The sequence below is a fragment of the Exiguobacterium aurantiacum DSM 6208 genome (assembly GCF_000702585.1).
Taxonomy (GTDB): Bacteria; Bacillota; Bacilli; order Exiguobacteriales; family Exiguobacteriaceae; genus Exiguobacterium; species Exiguobacterium aurantiacum.
In genome coordinates, this window is the sequence record NZ_JNIQ01000001.1 from 2,846,962 (window position 1) to 2,862,765 (window position 15,804).

Annotated in this window: 13 protein-coding genes; 6 read left to right on the forward strand and 7 right to left on the reverse strand. The window is 52.4% G+C overall.

The window, feature by feature from the left end:
* Positions 1-51 precede the first annotated feature (51 nt).
* The 3 genes from P398_RS0115030 to P398_RS0115040 all read left to right on the forward strand — a co-directional run bounded on the left by P398_RS0115030 (position 52) and on the right by P398_RS0115040 (position 4,116).
* On the forward strand, positions 52-459 hold the full coding sequence (locus P398_RS0115030; RefSeq protein ID WP_024371717.1) for a YkvA family protein: 408 nt from the start codon (positions 52-54) through the stop codon (positions 457-459).
* A gap of 87 nt (positions 460-546) precedes the next feature.
* Entirely contained in the window at positions 547-1,413 is an 867-nt protein-coding gene (locus P398_RS0115035) for a YitT family protein (protein ID WP_024371718.1), read from the forward strand.
* A 99-nt stretch (positions 1,414-1,512) separates the two neighbouring features.
* Entirely contained in the window at positions 1,513-4,116 is a 2,604-nt protein-coding gene (locus P398_RS0115040; protein WP_029336013.1) for a putative bifunctional diguanylate cyclase/phosphodiesterase, read from the forward strand.
* A gap of 45 nt (positions 4,117-4,161) precedes the next feature.
* On the opposite strand, the gene P398_RS0115045 is transcribed toward P398_RS0115040, so the two are convergent.
* On the reverse strand, positions 4,162-6,231 hold the full coding sequence (locus tag P398_RS0115045) for an alpha-amylase family protein (protein ID WP_024371720.1): 2,070 nt from the start codon (positions 6,229-6,231) through the stop codon (positions 4,162-4,164).
* Positions 6,232-6,401: 170 nt separating this feature from the next.
* On the opposite strand from P398_RS0115045, the gene P398_RS0115050 reads away from it, so the two are divergent.
* On the forward strand, positions 6,402-7,019 hold the full coding sequence (locus P398_RS0115050; RefSeq protein WP_231557588.1) for a CHASE3 domain-containing protein: 618 nt from the start codon (positions 6,402-6,404) through the stop codon (positions 7,017-7,019).
* A 17-nt stretch (positions 7,020-7,036) separates the two neighbouring features.
* On the opposite strand, the gene P398_RS0115055 is transcribed toward P398_RS0115050, so the two are convergent.
* Entirely contained in the window at positions 7,037-9,094 is a 2,058-nt protein-coding gene (locus tag P398_RS0115055; RefSeq protein WP_034799267.1) for a heavy metal translocating P-type ATPase, read from the reverse strand.
* Between the two features lie 102 nt (positions 9,095-9,196).
* Positions 9,197-9,565: an ArsR/SmtB family transcription factor gene (locus P398_RS0115060; RefSeq protein WP_034799269.1), complete on the reverse strand. Its 369-nt coding sequence runs from the start codon at positions 9,563-9,565 to the stop codon at positions 9,197-9,199.
* Positions 9,566-9,712: 147 nt separating this feature from the next.
* Here P398_RS0115060 and yhfH point away from each other — a divergent pair, with 147 nt between their 5' ends.
* On the forward strand, positions 9,713-9,871 hold the full coding sequence (gene yhfH / locus P398_RS16690) for a protein YhfH (protein WP_081648610.1): 159 nt from the start codon (positions 9,713-9,715) through the stop codon (positions 9,869-9,871).
* A gap of 38 nt (positions 9,872-9,909) precedes the next feature.
* Here yhfH and P398_RS0115070 read toward each other — a convergent pair whose 3' ends face one another.
* From P398_RS0115070 to P398_RS0115080, 3 genes are all read right to left on the reverse strand, one after another.
* A complete protein-coding gene (locus P398_RS0115070; protein ID WP_029336018.1) occupies positions 9,910-10,254 on the reverse strand; it encodes a fluoride efflux transporter FluC in 345 nt (114 codons plus the stop codon).
* A complete protein-coding gene (gene crcB / locus P398_RS0115075) occupies positions 10,254-10,658 on the reverse strand; it encodes a fluoride efflux transporter CrcB (RefSeq protein WP_024371725.1) in 405 nt (134 codons plus the stop codon). The genes P398_RS0115070 and crcB overlap by 1 nt, the downstream gene beginning before the upstream one ends.
* Positions 10,659-10,747: 89 nt before the next feature.
* On the reverse strand, positions 10,748-11,950 hold the full coding sequence (locus tag P398_RS0115080) for an ornithine--oxo-acid transaminase (RefSeq protein WP_024371726.1): 1,203 nt from the start codon (positions 11,948-11,950) through the stop codon (positions 10,748-10,750).
* A 159-nt stretch (positions 11,951-12,109) separates the two neighbouring features.
* On the opposite strand from P398_RS0115080, the gene P398_RS0115085 reads away from it, so the two are divergent.
* Entirely contained in the window at positions 12,110-14,164 is a 2,055-nt protein-coding gene (locus P398_RS0115085) for an EAL domain-containing protein (protein ID WP_029336020.1), read from the forward strand.
* 23 nt (positions 14,165-14,187) lie between these two features.
* On the opposite strand, the gene P398_RS0115090 is transcribed toward P398_RS0115085, so the two are convergent.
* On the reverse strand, positions 14,188-15,591 hold the full coding sequence (locus tag P398_RS0115090) for a basic amino acid/polyamine antiporter (RefSeq protein WP_029336022.1): 1,404 nt from the start codon (positions 15,589-15,591) through the stop codon (positions 14,188-14,190).
* Positions 15,592-15,804 lie beyond the last annotated feature (213 nt).

The window sequence follows — 15,804 nt, forward strand, 5'->3', positions numbered from 1 at the left end:
AAATCGCAAAAACGGGCATATTAGTAGATGTAAAGAGAAGGAGGAATTCATATGTCAGATTGGAAAACGACGTATACCCATTTTTTAGACACGGCAAAAGAAGAGTACGCCGGCAACGAACAACGCGGTGACCTGCTCGTTCAAGGCGAACTCGCCTTAGCCAAAGTGACGGTCGATGTCGCTTCAAATGAAATCAGCAATATCGAGCGCGAGGAAGAGCTCACGCTGTACTTCCAAATGAAACAGTTGCTCAACATGTTGCGCGCCATCTATAATGACCAGTTCGAAATGCAGCCGGAAAAAGAAGACGCGCTCGTCGCGGCCGTCCTCTACTTCGTCTCACCGTTTGATGCCATTCCTGATGATGCGCCGCTCGGATTGTTTGATGACGCCCAAGTAATCGACTACGTACATGAACAACTCGCTAGCGATATCGACCGCTTTCACCACGCATTGTAAGCAATCGCCCTTGAAATTCGACCCGGGTCGGAGTACGCTTGCTTGAGAACTATGTCAAAGGGGGCGTATGGCGCCTAGCCAATCTATATGTACGCAAAATCACGAAAACGAATCGCCGTCGAAACGGTATTGTTCATTATCGCCGGAACGATTCTCCAATCTATTTTCGTCAGTTTGCTCCTTAAGCCGAACGAAATCGGCTCTGGAGGAATCGTCGGAATCACGCTTATTATCAATGAACTGTTCGGAACGCCAATCGGTCTCAGCCAGTTAGTGTTAAACATCCCGCTCTTTATCGTCGGGATCAAGTTTTTAGGAAAGCGGTTCATCTTGATGACCGGGATCGTCGTCGTCTTGTCCTCTATCTTGATCGATGCGTTACCGGTGCTCGTACCGCCGACGCCGCTCGACGACCCGCTCGTCGCCTCCGTATTCAGTGGAATTGTTTCCGGACTCGGCCTGGCGCTCCTATTGTTCGCCGGCGCCTCGACAGGCGGACTCGATATTCTCGGAAAAGTCATCTATACGACGAACCGAAATTTGTCGCTCCCTAAAATCTTTTTGACACAAGACATCATCGTCTATATTCTCGTGTTCATCACGTTTGACATCAAGGCGGTCATGTACGCGCTCGTGCTCAGTTTCGTTCGTTCGCGCACATTGTTGACGATCCACCGCTTCTTCTCGGCCCAAAAGCAGTGCTTTATCATCTGTAAAAAAGCCGATGAGATCAACTTGGTCATCAAGCAGAACTTGAAGCGCGGCGTCACGATCATGGACGCGACAGGCGGCTATTCGAACGACTCGAAGAAGATGTTGTACGTCGTCGTCCAAAACAACGAAATTCCAAAGCTTCGTCAAATCGTCTCCGATATCGATTCGGAAGCGTTCGTCACCGTCTCAGAAATCGATTCGGTCGTCGGAAATTTCAAAGAACATTCTTATACACTTTAATCGACAGCAACTTGCTGTCGATTTTTTGTGTAACAAACGCTCCAACGTTCCGATAATACGAATGAGCCTATTAGACATATACAGAAGGAGGTGCATGAGTTGTCTAGCCACTCCTTGCGCCAATCAGTCCCCGCCCTGCTCGTCGGGACATTTGCTCTTGGACTGTTATTGATTGTTTTCAGCCCTTATGGGTTACGTGAGACGAGTCTGTTCATCTACTTCATGACGATCACACTCATCGCGACCGCTATTAGCGGCTACGCCGTTTACCGCCATCAAGGCATGCGACGCTACATTCATTTGTTGATCAGCGCCGGCAACCTTTGTTTCATCGCTTACTTAGTCGTGCATCGCTACTACACGACCGTACCCGGTGACATGATGATGTTCATTCAAAACTTTTTCTATTTGATCATGGCACTCATCGTCATCACCCAGTCCATTGAGATCCGCACGCTGAAACTGCGGACGTTCGACGTGTTCGCCTTACTCAGCTTCCTGCTCATCGGCGCATTGCACATTTTCTTCTACTCAGCCCGTGGCGAACAATACGTCGCCAGTTTGAACGGTTTCGAAGAACAAATGGTGCTCGTCAGCCTCTACATGGCGCTCGGGTTTTTGTATTTAAACCGAATCGTCACCTCGGGCCAAACGTTCCGGGTGATGCTCTTGATCGGGATACTTGGTTTCACGACCGCCTCGATTATGAACCAGTTGAACGGGTTTGCCGGTGTCGGTCATGACCTCGTCCATCTGCTTCAAGTGAGTAGCATCTTCCTCATCTCAGTCAGCTTCTTGTTCGATGAAGCTGCGGAAGACGTCCTCGCCCATGACTCCGTGTTCGATTACGTCATTTACAGTTCGGTCGTCATGTTGTTCATGCTCGCATCCGACCGTCTGCTCGGCACGTCCGTTCTAGACTCGATGATCGCGAACGCGGTCTTGCTGTTACTCATCCGACAGTTCGTCGTCGCCAAACAAAACGCCTTGATCAGTCAACGCTTACATACGGTCAATACGGATCTCGAAGTCGCGGTGACGACGAAAGCGCACGAACTTGAGATTCGGGAACAACAATATCGGTCACTGTTCGCCTATCATGCGGAGCCGATCTTCTTGTTCGACTTGCACGGGGAAGTTCTATCCGTCAACGAAGCCGGTAGTTCGGTGCTCGGACACGATGCCGAGATGTTGATCGGTTCTAACATTTTAGACATTATCGAACAGAAAGATCGCGCCGCCTATGCGACCGTGCTCCACGACCTAACGACAGGCCGTCCCGAGACACTCGAGGTCGATGTCATGACCGATGATGGGACGAAACGTGTCTGGCAATTGATGAACATCCCGATGATCATTGATGGTGAAGTCGAAGGAATTTACGCCATCGTCAAAGATGTCACGCAAATGATCGCGCAACAAGAACAAATCTTATACCAAGCGAACCATGACAGCTTGACGGGGTTACATAACCGCTACGCCCTGCAAGAACAGATTGAACGACTCATTGAAGATGGCCGACCGTTCACGCTCATGTTCTCCGACCTTGACGGATTCAAAGAGATCAATGACCAGTTCGGACATCATATGGGCGACCAGCTGTTGCAACATATCGGCAAGCGTCTGCGCAGTGCGCTGTTGCCGAACGAGTACGCCGGCCGCCTCGGCGGGGACGAGTTCATCGTCGTCGCTGAGCACGGTGATGACGAAATTCTCATTGAACGGCTCCGCCGTCTCGTCTATCGCCCTCCATACTTCATGGCCGGTACGCTCGTCGAGATTCACGCCTCGATTGGAATCGTTCGGTATCCCGAACACGGGTCGACGCTCAAACATCTGCTCTCAAACGCTGACCTCGCCATGTACAAGGCGAAAGAAAAAGGACGGGATGAGACGGTGCTGTTCGCCCCTGAACTACGCGAAGACAAGGAAGAGCGGAAACTGTTGATGGAAGGGCTCGATACCGCCCTTGAAAAAGGTGAGATTTCGTTATATCTCCAACCACAAGTCGATGCCTCGACGAAAGCAATCATCGGTGCCGAAGCGCTCATGCGCTGGAAGCGAGACGGCAAGTTCATCCCGCCGAGCGAGTTCATCCCGATCGCCGAGGAGACCGGGCATATCCAAGACCTCGGTCGCTGGATGATTCACGAGACGTTCCAACTTATGTATGCCTTTGAACAAGGCGAGATCGATCTGCCGAAACTGTCGGTCAACTTGTCGGTTCGCCAATTGTTCGATGAGCATTTGATCGAGTACTTGACGACATTGTTCGACCGATTCCCGATTGAGCCGAGCCGATTGAACTTCGAATTGACCGAGACGGTCGCGGCCCATCACTCCGAACGTGTCTTGAACCGTATCCTCGAACTAAAGGCACTCGGCATCAAGCTGTCCATCGACGACTTCGGGACGGGATATAGCTCACTCGCCTACCTCGTCCGGTACCCGATTGACGAGTTGAAGATCCCGCGTGAATTCACGATGCAACTCGAAGAGAACCGAGAGTATCAGACCGTCACCGCGACGATTGTCGCGATGGCCCGCCAACTTGGCATGGCGCTCGTCGCCGAAGGGGTCGAGACCGAATACCAAGAGACGTTTTTGCGTCGCATCGGGTGCGACTCGATGCAAGGCTATCGTTATGCCAAACCGATGCCGCTTGACGAGTTCGTCATCTTTTACATGAAACAACGACAATAACAAACGCCTCGGACCGATTCTCACTCGGTCCGAGGCGTTTTCGCGTTACTTCATCTCATAAACTTTCACTTCACCTGGTTTCAAATCAATCCAAAGATCCCAGTTGTCGTCGAAACTGTGTTCCGCATACGGCCACGAGTTCGGCGAGTACACCATCTCGGCGAAGCGGCTCGCGTTCCAGTTGCGACGGCGCACACCGTCGAGCGGGACCTTCCCTTGGAGCGGTTGCTGCATGTCCGTATTCGCGACGACGAGGAGCGTCTCGTTCGTGTCCGGACGCAACCAGGCGAGACCGATGAAGGGGGCGTCCATGTACGGCATCGTCAGCGGCTCGAAATGGCTCGGGTTGACGAGCACATCGAGCCATCGGCGACGAATGCCGGCCACTTGATGCATGAGTTCGATCATCTCGTTCCGTTCCGGGTGATCCCAATGGAACTGATAGGCGTCAAAGAACGCGAGCTTCCCGAAATAAGGGTCGGTCGGGAAGAGCTGATACGCTTCTTCCGGACGACAGTCGAGTCCGGTGTTCATCGGTTGTGTCTCGTACAGTTCGAGTCCCGAATTTGTCATCGGCACCCCATTCGGCATGAACCCGTTCAAGACGGTGAGCAATCGGCTCGCTTGACGGCCTCCGTCACGGGTCGCGATGCGACGCGTGTCCGCGGTCTCACCGGCAGCGAACACCGGAAGCGGCAAGAAACGAGAGTCATAAATGAACTGATGTGTGTCATGCGTATCAAACCGCGGCTCTTTATAGAATCCGTACCCGATGATCATGTTGTAGCCGGCATCACGCGCTGCCCAGGCCCCTACTTCGATCAACTCCTCGGCGATAAAGCTGAAGTTCGAGTCGAGCGCCCGTGGTTCCGTCAAAATCCGTTGTGCCAGATCGACCGGTAAGGCGTGGCCCATGTCGATTCGGGCACCATCAATCCCGTACTCCCGCTGATAATGCGGAATGATGTCAGCGAGCATCGCCCAGAGCGGTTCGTTGATTTGCTCACCGCGGAACTGGTTCGACTTAATCGAATCGAACAAAATGTATGGCGCCAAGTTCGCTTCGTTCACATAAGGCGCGGCCGCTGTCGGATGGTCGAGGAACAAACGGAAATACGTGACGTCCGACCACGGCGGTTGCGGGTCGTTGATGCAGTCAGAGAACGCCGGGGCGGTCGTCAACCCGAATTCGCGTTCGATGACGGCGAGCAAGTTTTCTTCCGGGTGCTCCGTCACATACGTCTTCACGTCTTCCCACTTCTTCGCATCGACGAGGTTCGGGGCCATCGAGAAGCGACGCAAGTGGTGCCACACGTCTTCTGATCCGTAAATCATCGGTAAAAATGCGTACTCCGGTTTCACGTTCTCCCCGATTCCTGGGACGTGAGGCGGATGATAGTGATCGAGCTCCGTCACCGGAATCCAATAAAACCATTCCGGGTTCTCGAGAATCAATCGGTTGTCCCGGGCACACGTTCGCGGGATCACGTCGATGACGACACGAATCCCGACCATGTGACATGCTTCGACGAAGGCGGCGAACTCTTCTTCGACCGTCAACCCATCTCCCGTGAGCGTCTCTTTTAACTCTTCATCGATTGCGAAGAAGTCTTGGACAGCGTACGGTGAGCCGAACTCCCCTTTTTTGTTCTTATGGCTATGTTGCGAAATCGGTAACAAGAATAACGTATCGATGCCCATGTACAACAAGTGCGGCAGCAGAGCGAGCGTCTTCACAAACGTCCCCGTGTCTTTCATCCCTTGTGAATTCTCCATCTCGACATAGCCGGAGCCATCATGGTCCCACGATGTCGACGTCCGGACTTGCATCGAGTAGACCGAAGCGCGTTTAATCCAATCGCCACCCGTCTGTAAGTGGCCGTCAGCTTTTGCGACAGACTGATGATAGTCCCGTCCGTCAACGTTATGCGGGAGGATGCCTTTCTCAATCGTTTCAATCAAGAAGTCGTACGGATTGACCCGTTCGACGCCGTCACGGACCGGTTCGGACGAAAATCGCATCCGATTCCATAAGGTTGGGATTTCATAGTGCAGGTCGGTCCGTTTTGTTTTTAAGACTTGATGTAACTTTTTTAACGACGAGTTCTCTGGCATAGTTATTCTCCTTATGATTGAAATCGTACCTCTTCACAATTGTAAACGATAACAGGGCACGGCTTCTTGTCTTTTTATACATTTACCCTTTTTTTCCTTTTCCAAAAAAATATTTTGTGCCGAATGAGACAAAATATTGTACGATGGTCATCAGAAGGGAGGGAATGATCATGTTTCAGCGCAAATGGCTCGCCCTTTTCGGTGCTTTGGCCGTCTTGCTCGTGCTCGTCATCGCCAGTTTCATCGTTCAGTTACGGAACACGAACGAACGGATTGAGGCGATACATGGAGAACGACTCGATTCGTATCAAGCGATCGAAGAGATCATGTATTACAATCTCGAGCGGGCCAACGCCATCCGTGGTCTTCTCGCCTACAACGACCGACGCTTCTTAGAGGCTTATTACAGCATGTCCCAACGAGCGAAAGAGTTGAAAGCTTCCATCGCCAGCGACCCGAACACACCGAGCTCACTTCTCGACTTGTTGTATCGCGACGGGATTTGGGAACAAGAAGCCGACCGAGTCCTCGTCATTTACGAAACTGGTGATATCGACGAAGCGACCGCCGTGGCCGAGACGATGACCGATCAACGTCAGACCATCCTCGAAGATCTGCGTTCACTTAAAAAGATGCAATACAATGACATCCGTAAGCAGTTGACAGCGACACAACGAGAAATCGACCTCGCTATCCAAGTGCTCTTATCGCTTTCGATTTTACTCGTCGCCACGTTCATCATCCTTTTGTTTTTAATGTTCAAACCACGAAAAAAGACCGATCATTAATGACCGGCCCTTACGCCTCAAGCCTGCTTGAGGCTTTTTTTCGTCCCACGGATCAAACGGGTCGCGTTCCCGATGGCGAGCAAGGCGACGCCGACGTCGGCGAAGACGGCCTCCCACATCGAGGCGATACCAAGGACGCCGAGAACGAGGAACAATGCTTTCATCCCAAACGCGAACGCGATATTTTGCCAAACAATCCGCTTCGTCCGTTTGCCGAGGTCGATGGCGGCAACGATGTCGCTCGGGGCGTCGTTCATGAGGACGACGTCTGCAGCTGTGACAGCCGCGTCACTGCCGATGCCCCCCATCACGAGTCCGACGTCGGCCCGCGCGAGTGCGGCCGCATCATTCAACCCGTCGCCGACGAAAGCGACTTTTCCGTGTCGAACCAATCGTTCGACCTCCTCGACTTTTTGATGGGGCAGGAGTTCGCTCTTCACGTCGTCAATCCCGAGATCTTGACCGACCTTGGCGGCGACCGCCGCCCGGTCCCCCGTCAACATGACGGTTCGATACCCGTGTCGCTTCAAGGAAGTGACCGCCTCGGTCGCGTCTTGCTTCACCGTGTCCATCAGCTCGATCCGCCCGAGCCATCGGTCGTTTTTCACTACGTGAACGTTCGTCCCGACTCTTGCCTCGGTCACTGCATGGCCTAGTTTCTCCATGTAGCGGGCACTGCCGACATAAATTCGATCCGTTCCGTCAAGCGCCATAAGGCCGTACCCCGGCTCTTCTCGCACATCAGAAAATGCCGTCGTCTCACCTGCTCGCGCCACAATCGCTACGGCGAGAGGGTGAGTCGAGGCGATCTCGACTCGGGCCGCGAGCTTTAATAACGCTTCTTCTGACATTTGTCCGTTCGTCTCGACTGCAGTCACGTCAAAACGTCCCGTCGTGAGCGTGCCAGTCTTATCGAACACAATCGTGTCGACTTCGGCGAGTGTGTCTAAATATTCTCCACCTTTCACCAAAATGCCTCGTCGTGAACCTGCACCGATGCCGCCGAAATACCCGAGCGGAATCGAGATGACGAGGGCGCAAGGACAGCTGATCACGAGAAAGATCAAGGCGCGATATACCCACTCTTCTAAATCACCGACGAAAAGTGGCGGTACGAACGCGACGACAGTTGCCAATCCGACAACAATCGGCGTATACACTTTAGCGAGACGCGTGATCATCTGCTCCGTCTTCGCTTTGTTCGCACTCGCCTGTTCAACGAGCGCAATCATTTTTTGCAGGCTCGAATCATTCGCCGGTCGCTCCACCTCGACCTCAAGGCGCCCATCGAGGTTCAACATCCCGGCGAGCACGGCATCCCCCGGACCAGTTTGGCGGGGAAGTGATTCTCCTGTAAGTGACGCCGTGTCGAGTGAACTCGCTCCTGTCACAATTCTCCCATCCATCGGCACGTGTTCCCCTGCCCGGACGACGATGATGGCACCGATCTCGACGTCTTCTGGTCGGTGCTCAATTTCTGATCCTTCAACGAGAACCCTTGCCTTCGTCGGTTTCATGTTCAACAGCGACTGGATGGAGTGGCGCGAAGCTCTCACGGCCCGACCTTGGACATACTCACCGAGTTGATAAAATAACATGACCGCTACCGCTTCCGGATATTCGGCAATCGCGAACGCACCGAGCGTCGCGACGGTCATGAGAAACTTTTCATCAAACCACTCGCGGGCCCAGATGTTACGCCCCGCCGTATACACCACGTCGTATCCGGCAATCACATAGGCGAGCACGTAAAAGAAGAGCGAGTCGGTAAACAAGCCGAGACCGAGCAAGACGAGAGCGATACCAAAGCGCCAAAGCAATCGGTCCGCTTTCGTGTCCGCGTCGTCTTTCCGGACGAAATGGGCACCCGGTTCGATCCGCTCCATCGTCGCCTCGATCGAACGAAGCATCGCTTCACGATCAGACGGCCCGACCCACTCGATCACCATTTGGCTCGTGGCAAAGTCGATGCGACACGACGTGACGCCGTCTTGCTCTGTGACGCGACGCTCGATCTTCGCTGCACAGTTCGTACAGGTGATCCCTTCGACCGGCAAGACATCTCGTTTTTCCATCGTATCCCTCCTCATTCAAACACTCGTTTGAATATATGATAACGTGCCCGCTCCCATATCGCAACACAAAAAAAGCGTCTCCCGCAACGCAGCGGTAGACACTCATGATTCGGTCGGTCGTTGTTCAGCACTATGGGCCATCGCAATCTCGACGAGACGACGGACATGGTCGTCATCGAGCGAATAGTAGACGACTTTCCCGTCTTTCCGATATTTGACGAGCCCTTGCTCAAGCAACGTCCGGAGGTGATGAGACGCCGTCGCATTCGAGTGACCGATGACGGCCGCCACGTCACAAACGCATAATTCCGCTTCAAGCGTCAACACGTACAGCACTTTCAAGCGTGTGGGATCGGCGAACGCTTTGAACAAACGGCTGACTCGAGTCGCATCCAATTCAACGAGAGACGCTTGTAAAACCGCCACGTCTTCGCTTTGAATCGCAATCGTTTCACATTGGGGTGCCTTCACCTGTCTCACCTCATTTCTCATTACGTATAGTTTATCAAACCTTTACCGGAAAATCTGTTATATATTATTATTGACTTTTTCACCTCTGTTATAATACAATCAATACAACGAATAACGAATCCATATATTTGAAGGAGGAGTCTCAACATGAACGAATGGGCAAGCCGACTCGAGTCGTCGGTTGAATTTTATCGCAAGTTACCGGATAAGACGTGTCAAGAATGCGGGAAACATATGGATGAACAGTGCGAATCATACGAGAATACATGCGCATCGTGCGCAGAAAAACTTCAAGTCACCGAATAAAGCAATCCCCTCGGAACAATTTTCCGAGGGGATTGCTTTTATCCAACATGGTAGCCGATATAGGCGGCAATCAAACCGAATACATAAGTCACTAATAAGTATAGGCCGAATCGAAGCCAATCTTTCGTCACGAACCGCATCACTTCGAGCTTGAACGTCGAGAACGTCGTGAACGACCCAAGGAATCCGACGCCGATCCCGAGTAGCAGTTGATGACTCACCTCAGCCGCATATAAGTATCCGAGGCAAAACGATCCCGTCACGTTCACGAACAGCGTCGCCCAAGGGAAGACCGACGTCGTCCACACTTTGACGAGCTGACCGATTCCAAAGCGGGCCATCGCCCCAAAAAAGGCACCGACCATCACTGTAACAATCACCATCACGCCTCCCCCTTTCGCTTCGCGAAACGAAGGAATCGTTTATTGCCCAATTTATACCCTAACCACGAACTCAGCAGACCGAGTACGATGCTCAGCGTCACATATGCGAGCGCCCCCGACAGGTTCCCTGTCTCGATCATCACGATCGTCTCGACGCTGAACGTCGAGAACGTCGTGAACGACCCAATAAATCCGGTACCGATCGCCGTGACGACCATCGGCGAGAGCCGTCCGGTCCGAAACAAGTAGTGGGTGAGCCAGCCGAGCATAAAACTTCCAATCAAGTTGACTGCAAGCGTCTCGAACGGGAACGTCCCGCCATAGAAATTATGGACCCCGACCCCGATTTCGTAACGTAAAAGCGCGCCGAACGCACCGGCTAGCCCGACATAAATATAGAGCATGCCTGTTTCCTCCCTAACGAAAACACCTGCCGGGCAATACATGCGGCAGGTGTCGGATTGCTTCTTAAATTATAACAAATCGTGTGCGGTTATGAAATAGGTGTCGGTGCGAACACAGCCGCAATCGCCTCGAACGCTTCGTCGAGCTCTTCTTTCGTGATGACAAGCGGAGGCGCGAGGCGGATGACCGTTTCGTGTGTCTCTTTACAAAGCAAGCCCCGCTCTTTGAGCGCCTCACAGTAAGGACGAGCGGCTTCCGTCAACTCGATACCGATGAACAGTCCGCGCCCGCGCACTTCTTGGATGAGCGGATTGTCGATCGACTTGATCCGGTCCATGAAGTATGTCCCAAGCTCGAGAGAGCGCTCAGGGAGCTTCTCTTCTTCGAGCACTTCGAGCGCCGCAATCGAGACGGCCGCTGCGAGCGGATTCCCGCCGAAAGTCGAACCGTGCGACCCTGGGTTGAACACGCTGAGTACGTCTTCATTGGCTGCCACGCAAGAAACCGGGAACACCCCGCCTCCGAGCGCTTTTCCAAGAATATACATGTCCGGTTCGACGTCTTCCCATTCGATGGCGAACCATTTCCCCGATCGTCCAAGACCCGATTGAATCTCATCGGCGACGAACAAGACGTTGTGCTCGCGGCATAATTCGCTCGCCCGTTTCAAATAGCCTGCCGGCGGAATGATGATGCCCGCCTCACCTTGGATCGGCTCGACGATGAACGCCGCCGTGTTTTCTGTGATGGCCGCTTCGAACGCGTCGATATCACCGTACGGCACGACTTTGAATCCAGGTAAGAGCGGTCCAAAGCCACGTTGATATTCTGCTTCCGTCGACATCGACACGGCCGCCATCGTGCGTCCGTGGAAGTTGCCCGAGCAGACGATGATCTCGGCTTGGCCTGGAATGTTCTTCACTTCATACGCCCAACGACGTGACGCCTTCACCGCCGTCTCGACCGCTTCGGCACCCGTATTCATCGGCAACACCATCTGTTTATTTGTAAGCGTTGCCACTTTTTTGTAGAAGCGACCGAGCTGATCGTTATAAAACGCGCGTGACGTCAACGTGATCTTATCCGCTTGTTCTTTTAGCGCTTGAATGATTTTCGGATGACAATGCCCCTGGTTGACAGCCGAATATGCACTCAACATATCCATGTAGCGATTCCCTTCAGGATCGGTGACCCAAATCCCTTTCGCCTCCGAGATCACGATTGGAAGTGGATGATAGTTGTGCGCCCCGAACTTCTCTGTCAATTCAATCACATCTTGTGTTTTTGACATTTGATTTCCCCCTTATTCTAAAAAGTCGATCTTACTCTTTCAGTATATGATGACCGTCTTTCTTTTGACAACGACGAACTTGACCATTCCTAGGGTTGGGAAAATAAGGTACACTGAATGTAGACTATGACTTATTCGACGTAGATTGGAGGAATTCGTGTGGCATCATTGCGTGACTTGCCGATTGACGCGTTCATCGACGCCTTGTCAATCCCATGCTGTTATATCGACCTCGACGGCGACGTCCTCTTATGGAACGGACATGCGACAACGCTGTTCGGATGGGAGCGTGCCGAGGTGCTCCACCAAGCACTGCCTGTCGTCGAACATTTAGAAAGCGCGCTCGAGACGTGGTCACCGCTACTCCTTCAATACCCGTTCTCGACGACGGCGATGACGCCGTTTCAACATAAAGACGGTTCGCTCGTCTATGCGACCGCCTACTTGCAATCGTTCTCCATCCACGACTTTAACGGCTATTTTCTCGCGTTCTTACCGAAAGGGTTCGGTCCGCTCATCAGCACCGAACAATTTAATCTATTACACCATTTCCAATCGATGATCGAGCAGTCGACGTACTATTTGTCGGCGAACGCAGAAGGGGTGATCCACGAGATCAACCCGATGCTATGTGAACTGATCGGTGCGCCGAACCATCGCTTCATCGGCCAAAACTGGTTTGAACTGATTCATCCGGTGTACAAACATAATCCGATCGCCGATACGGTGCGCCACGCCCTTGTATCCGACCGCATTTGGAACGGTGAAATGCCGATCTATTCGAAGCGGCATGCGACGAACGTCTGTTGGCTCAACTTGACGGTCGTTCCGATCTTGAGCGAGGACGGCGACGTTCTTCAGTATACGGCGTTCGGGTTTGACGTCTCTGACAAGAAGCGGCTCGAGCGTGAAGTCGAATACTTGGCGTACTACAACGACTTGACCGGTCTGTTGAATAAGAAAGGCTGGTTACGCGAATACAGAGACATCCTCCAATCGACCGATCAAACAGAAGGGCTTGTCCATATCGCTTTATTTGATATCGACCGGTTCAAAATTATTAACGAGTCGTTCGGCTCACGCGTCGGCAACGAGCTGTTGCTCCAAATCAAGGAACGGGCTGCCCGTTACTTACCTGAATCAAGTGTCATGTTCCATCCTTCCGGCGGTCTGTTCGGTGTCCTATTCTTAGAACAATCGAAAGAAGAAGTGTTCCAATTGCTTCGTCAATTGCAGTACGAGTTGCAGCGACCGTTCCGGATTTATCACCATTCGATCATGTTGTCGATTTCCATCGGCTGCGTCTTCTATCCGTCCGCGACGAACTCGTTAGAAGAACTGTACACTCGGGCGGAGAGCGCCCTGTTCAAAGGAAAACGGATCGGGGTCGGGACGATTCAATTCGTCACGAAAGACATGGATGACGCCTTCTCGCGGCAAATCCATATCGAGAAAGCATTGTATAAAGCGCTCGAAGAGAAACACTTTTATCTCGAGTACCAACCGAAATACGAGTTGAAGACGGACCGGCTCATCGGGTTCGAGGCGCTGCTTCGATGGCATCACGACGAGCTCGGTCAAATCCCGCCTTCGGAATTCATCCCGCTCGCCGAAGAGATGGCGCTCATCGTCCCGATCAACAACTGGGTCATCCTTGAGGCGGCAAAACAGTTGAAGGCGTGGCAACCGCTCGTCGATCAACCGCTGTCGATGGGGGTCAACATCTCGCCGAACCAGTTCCGGAGTGAGAGTTTCATCAATACGTTGCGAAATATTAAACAGCAGCTCAATTTAAATCCGAGCGACGTGATCCTCGAGATCACGGAAAGTCTTGTCATGCAACAGACAGAAGAAATCATCGCCCGGATGAATCAAATCAAGCGTCTCGATTATCGTTTATCGATTGACGACTTCGGCACAGGATTCTCGTCACTTCAATATTTGAAGTCGTTCCCTGTCGACGAGCTGAAGATTGATAAAGTCTTTTTAGATGACTGGCTCACATCGAAGTCGCACTTGCTCAACGTCATCGTCCATCTCGGGAAGAGCTTGAACCTCCACGTCGTCGCCGAAGGTGTCGAGGACCAGGAGATGCTCGACCACTTAAAAACGACCGACTGCGACTCGTTCCAAGGCTTTTTATACGCCAAACCGATGTCGCCGCATCGAATCGTCCATATGCTCACGAATCAAGTCGATAACAAAAAGCACTGACCTCGCGGGTCAGTGCTTTTTCGTTATAGTGTGATCGATGCCGTCACGAGTCCGTATACTCCGTACGTCGCCGCGAGCAAAATCAGCACCGCGATCGCATATTGAAGCCGACTGAGAAACGGCCGTCCTTGCTCCCGCTCGGCTAGCATGAACACGAAAATGCCTGGCGCATATAAAATCATCGCAATGAGCATGTATTCAAGCCCTGAAGCGTATAATAACCATCCGGCGTACATAGAAGCGATGCTAGACACCACGAGCATCCTCCGCGAGTTCGTCCGTCTCGCCTCTTTTAAACCGAATAAGGCCGAGAAGAAATACGGGACGAGCGCCGCGATCCCGGCGATGCTCGAGAGGACCAGATACGTCTGCTCCGAGAACAAGGCGATGACCGTGACGACTTGTGTGAAAGCTTGTGTGACGAACAGCGCGTTCACCGGCGTCTCATTTTCATTTAACCGGTTGAATAGACGCGGAAAGACGCCGTCCCGGCTCGCCACGTAGGAAATCTCCGTCGCCAAAATCGTCCAGCCGAGGAGCGCGCCGGCGAGTGAGACGAGTAGCCCGATATTGATGAGCGTCGCCCCGACCGGTCCGACGACCGCCTCCAACACGTATGCCATCGAGGGTTCCGGCAACGCGGCGAGCTGCGCTTGTGTCATGACCCCGAACGAGAAGATCGAAATCATCATATAGATGAGAAGCGTCCCGACAAGCCCGATGACCGTCGCCCGTCCGACGTCCCGTTTGTTACGGGCGCGGGATGATAAGACGACCGCCCCTTCAATCCCGACGAACGCCCATAACGTGACGAGCATCGTCGATTTGACTTGCGGGAACACGTGCGACCAATCAAATCCGTCCTCGCCCCAAAAATCAATTTGGAACGTCTCGATGCGAAACGCGAACAAGATGAGGATAATAAACAAGAAAATCGGCACGAGTTTCGCAATCGTCGTGACGATATTGAGAAGCGCCGCTTCTTTCATCCCTCTCGAAATCAACCAAAACAATCCCCAGATGAGGAGAGCGCTCATGAGCAACCGAAACGTCCGGTGCTCAGCCGAGAAAATCGGAAAGAAGTAACTGAGTGTGCTAAAGATGAGCGTAATATTCGCCACCGTGCCGATCCAGGCCGACATCCAATAGCCCCAACCGCTGTTGAAACCGACGAACGTACCAAACCCTTCCTTGGCATACGCATAGATGCCGCCCTCTAACTCCGGACGAGAGTCCGCCAAATATTGAAACACGAACGCGAGCATGATCATGCCGACGCCCGTGATACCCCAACCGATCAAGACGGAACCGACGCCGGCACCCTGTGCCATCGCTCCCGGTAAATTGAACGCCCCGCCGCCGATCATCGTTCCGACGACCATCGCCGCGAGACCAAAAAAGCCGATTCCGGCTGCCTCTGACTTCATGAATAAACCCTCCGAACTCCGTTGACGTCTGACGAATAACTATACATAAATAACGTATATTCATTCGATGATTTTTTCATTCTACTCAATTCAAGCTTAGTTTGATAGGTATTTCACTAATGTTTATATTTTCGAATAATTACAAAAAATAAATTGCGTATTCATTTCATTTGTAGTTTAATGACATTATATTCGAAATAATCAGAATTTTCG

What these genes read in the sequence shown, in the direction of transcription:
- P398_RS0115030 (WP_024371717.1), top strand. Translation starts at nt 52, where the DNA reads ATGTCAGATTGGAAAACGACGTATACCCATTTTTTAGACACGGCAAAA.
- P398_RS0115035 (WP_024371718.1), top strand. Translation starts at nt 547, where the DNA reads ATGTACGCAAAATCACGAAAACGAATCGCCGTCGAAACGGTATTGTTC.
- P398_RS0115045 (WP_024371720.1), bottom strand. Translation starts at nt 6,231, where the DNA reads ATGCCAGAGAACTCGTCGTTAAAAAAGTTACATCAAGTCTTAAAAACA.
- P398_RS0115050 (WP_231557588.1), top strand. Translation starts at nt 6,402, where the DNA reads ATGTTTCAGCGCAAATGGCTCGCCCTTTTCGGTGCTTTGGCCGTCTTG.
- P398_RS0115055 (WP_034799267.1), bottom strand. Translation starts at nt 9,094, where the DNA reads ATGGAAAAACGAGATGTCTTGCCGGTCGAAGGGATCACCTGTACGAAC.
- yhfH (WP_081648610.1), top strand. Translation starts at nt 9,713, where the DNA reads ATGAACGAATGGGCAAGCCGACTCGAGTCGTCGGTTGAATTTTATCGC.
- P398_RS0115070 (WP_029336018.1), bottom strand. Translation starts at nt 10,254, where the DNA reads ATGGTGATTGTTACAGTGATGGTCGGTGCCTTTTTTGGGGCGATGGCC.
- crcB (WP_024371725.1), bottom strand. Translation starts at nt 10,658, where the DNA reads ATGCTCTATATTTATGTCGGGCTAGCCGGTGCGTTCGGCGCGCTTTTA.
- P398_RS0115080 (WP_024371726.1), bottom strand. Translation starts at nt 11,950, where the DNA reads ATGTCAAAAACACAAGATGTGATTGAATTGACAGAGAAGTTCGGGGCG.
- P398_RS0115090 (WP_029336022.1), bottom strand. Translation starts at nt 15,591, where the DNA reads ATGAAGTCAGAGGCAGCCGGAATCGGCTTTTTTGGTCTCGCGGCGATG.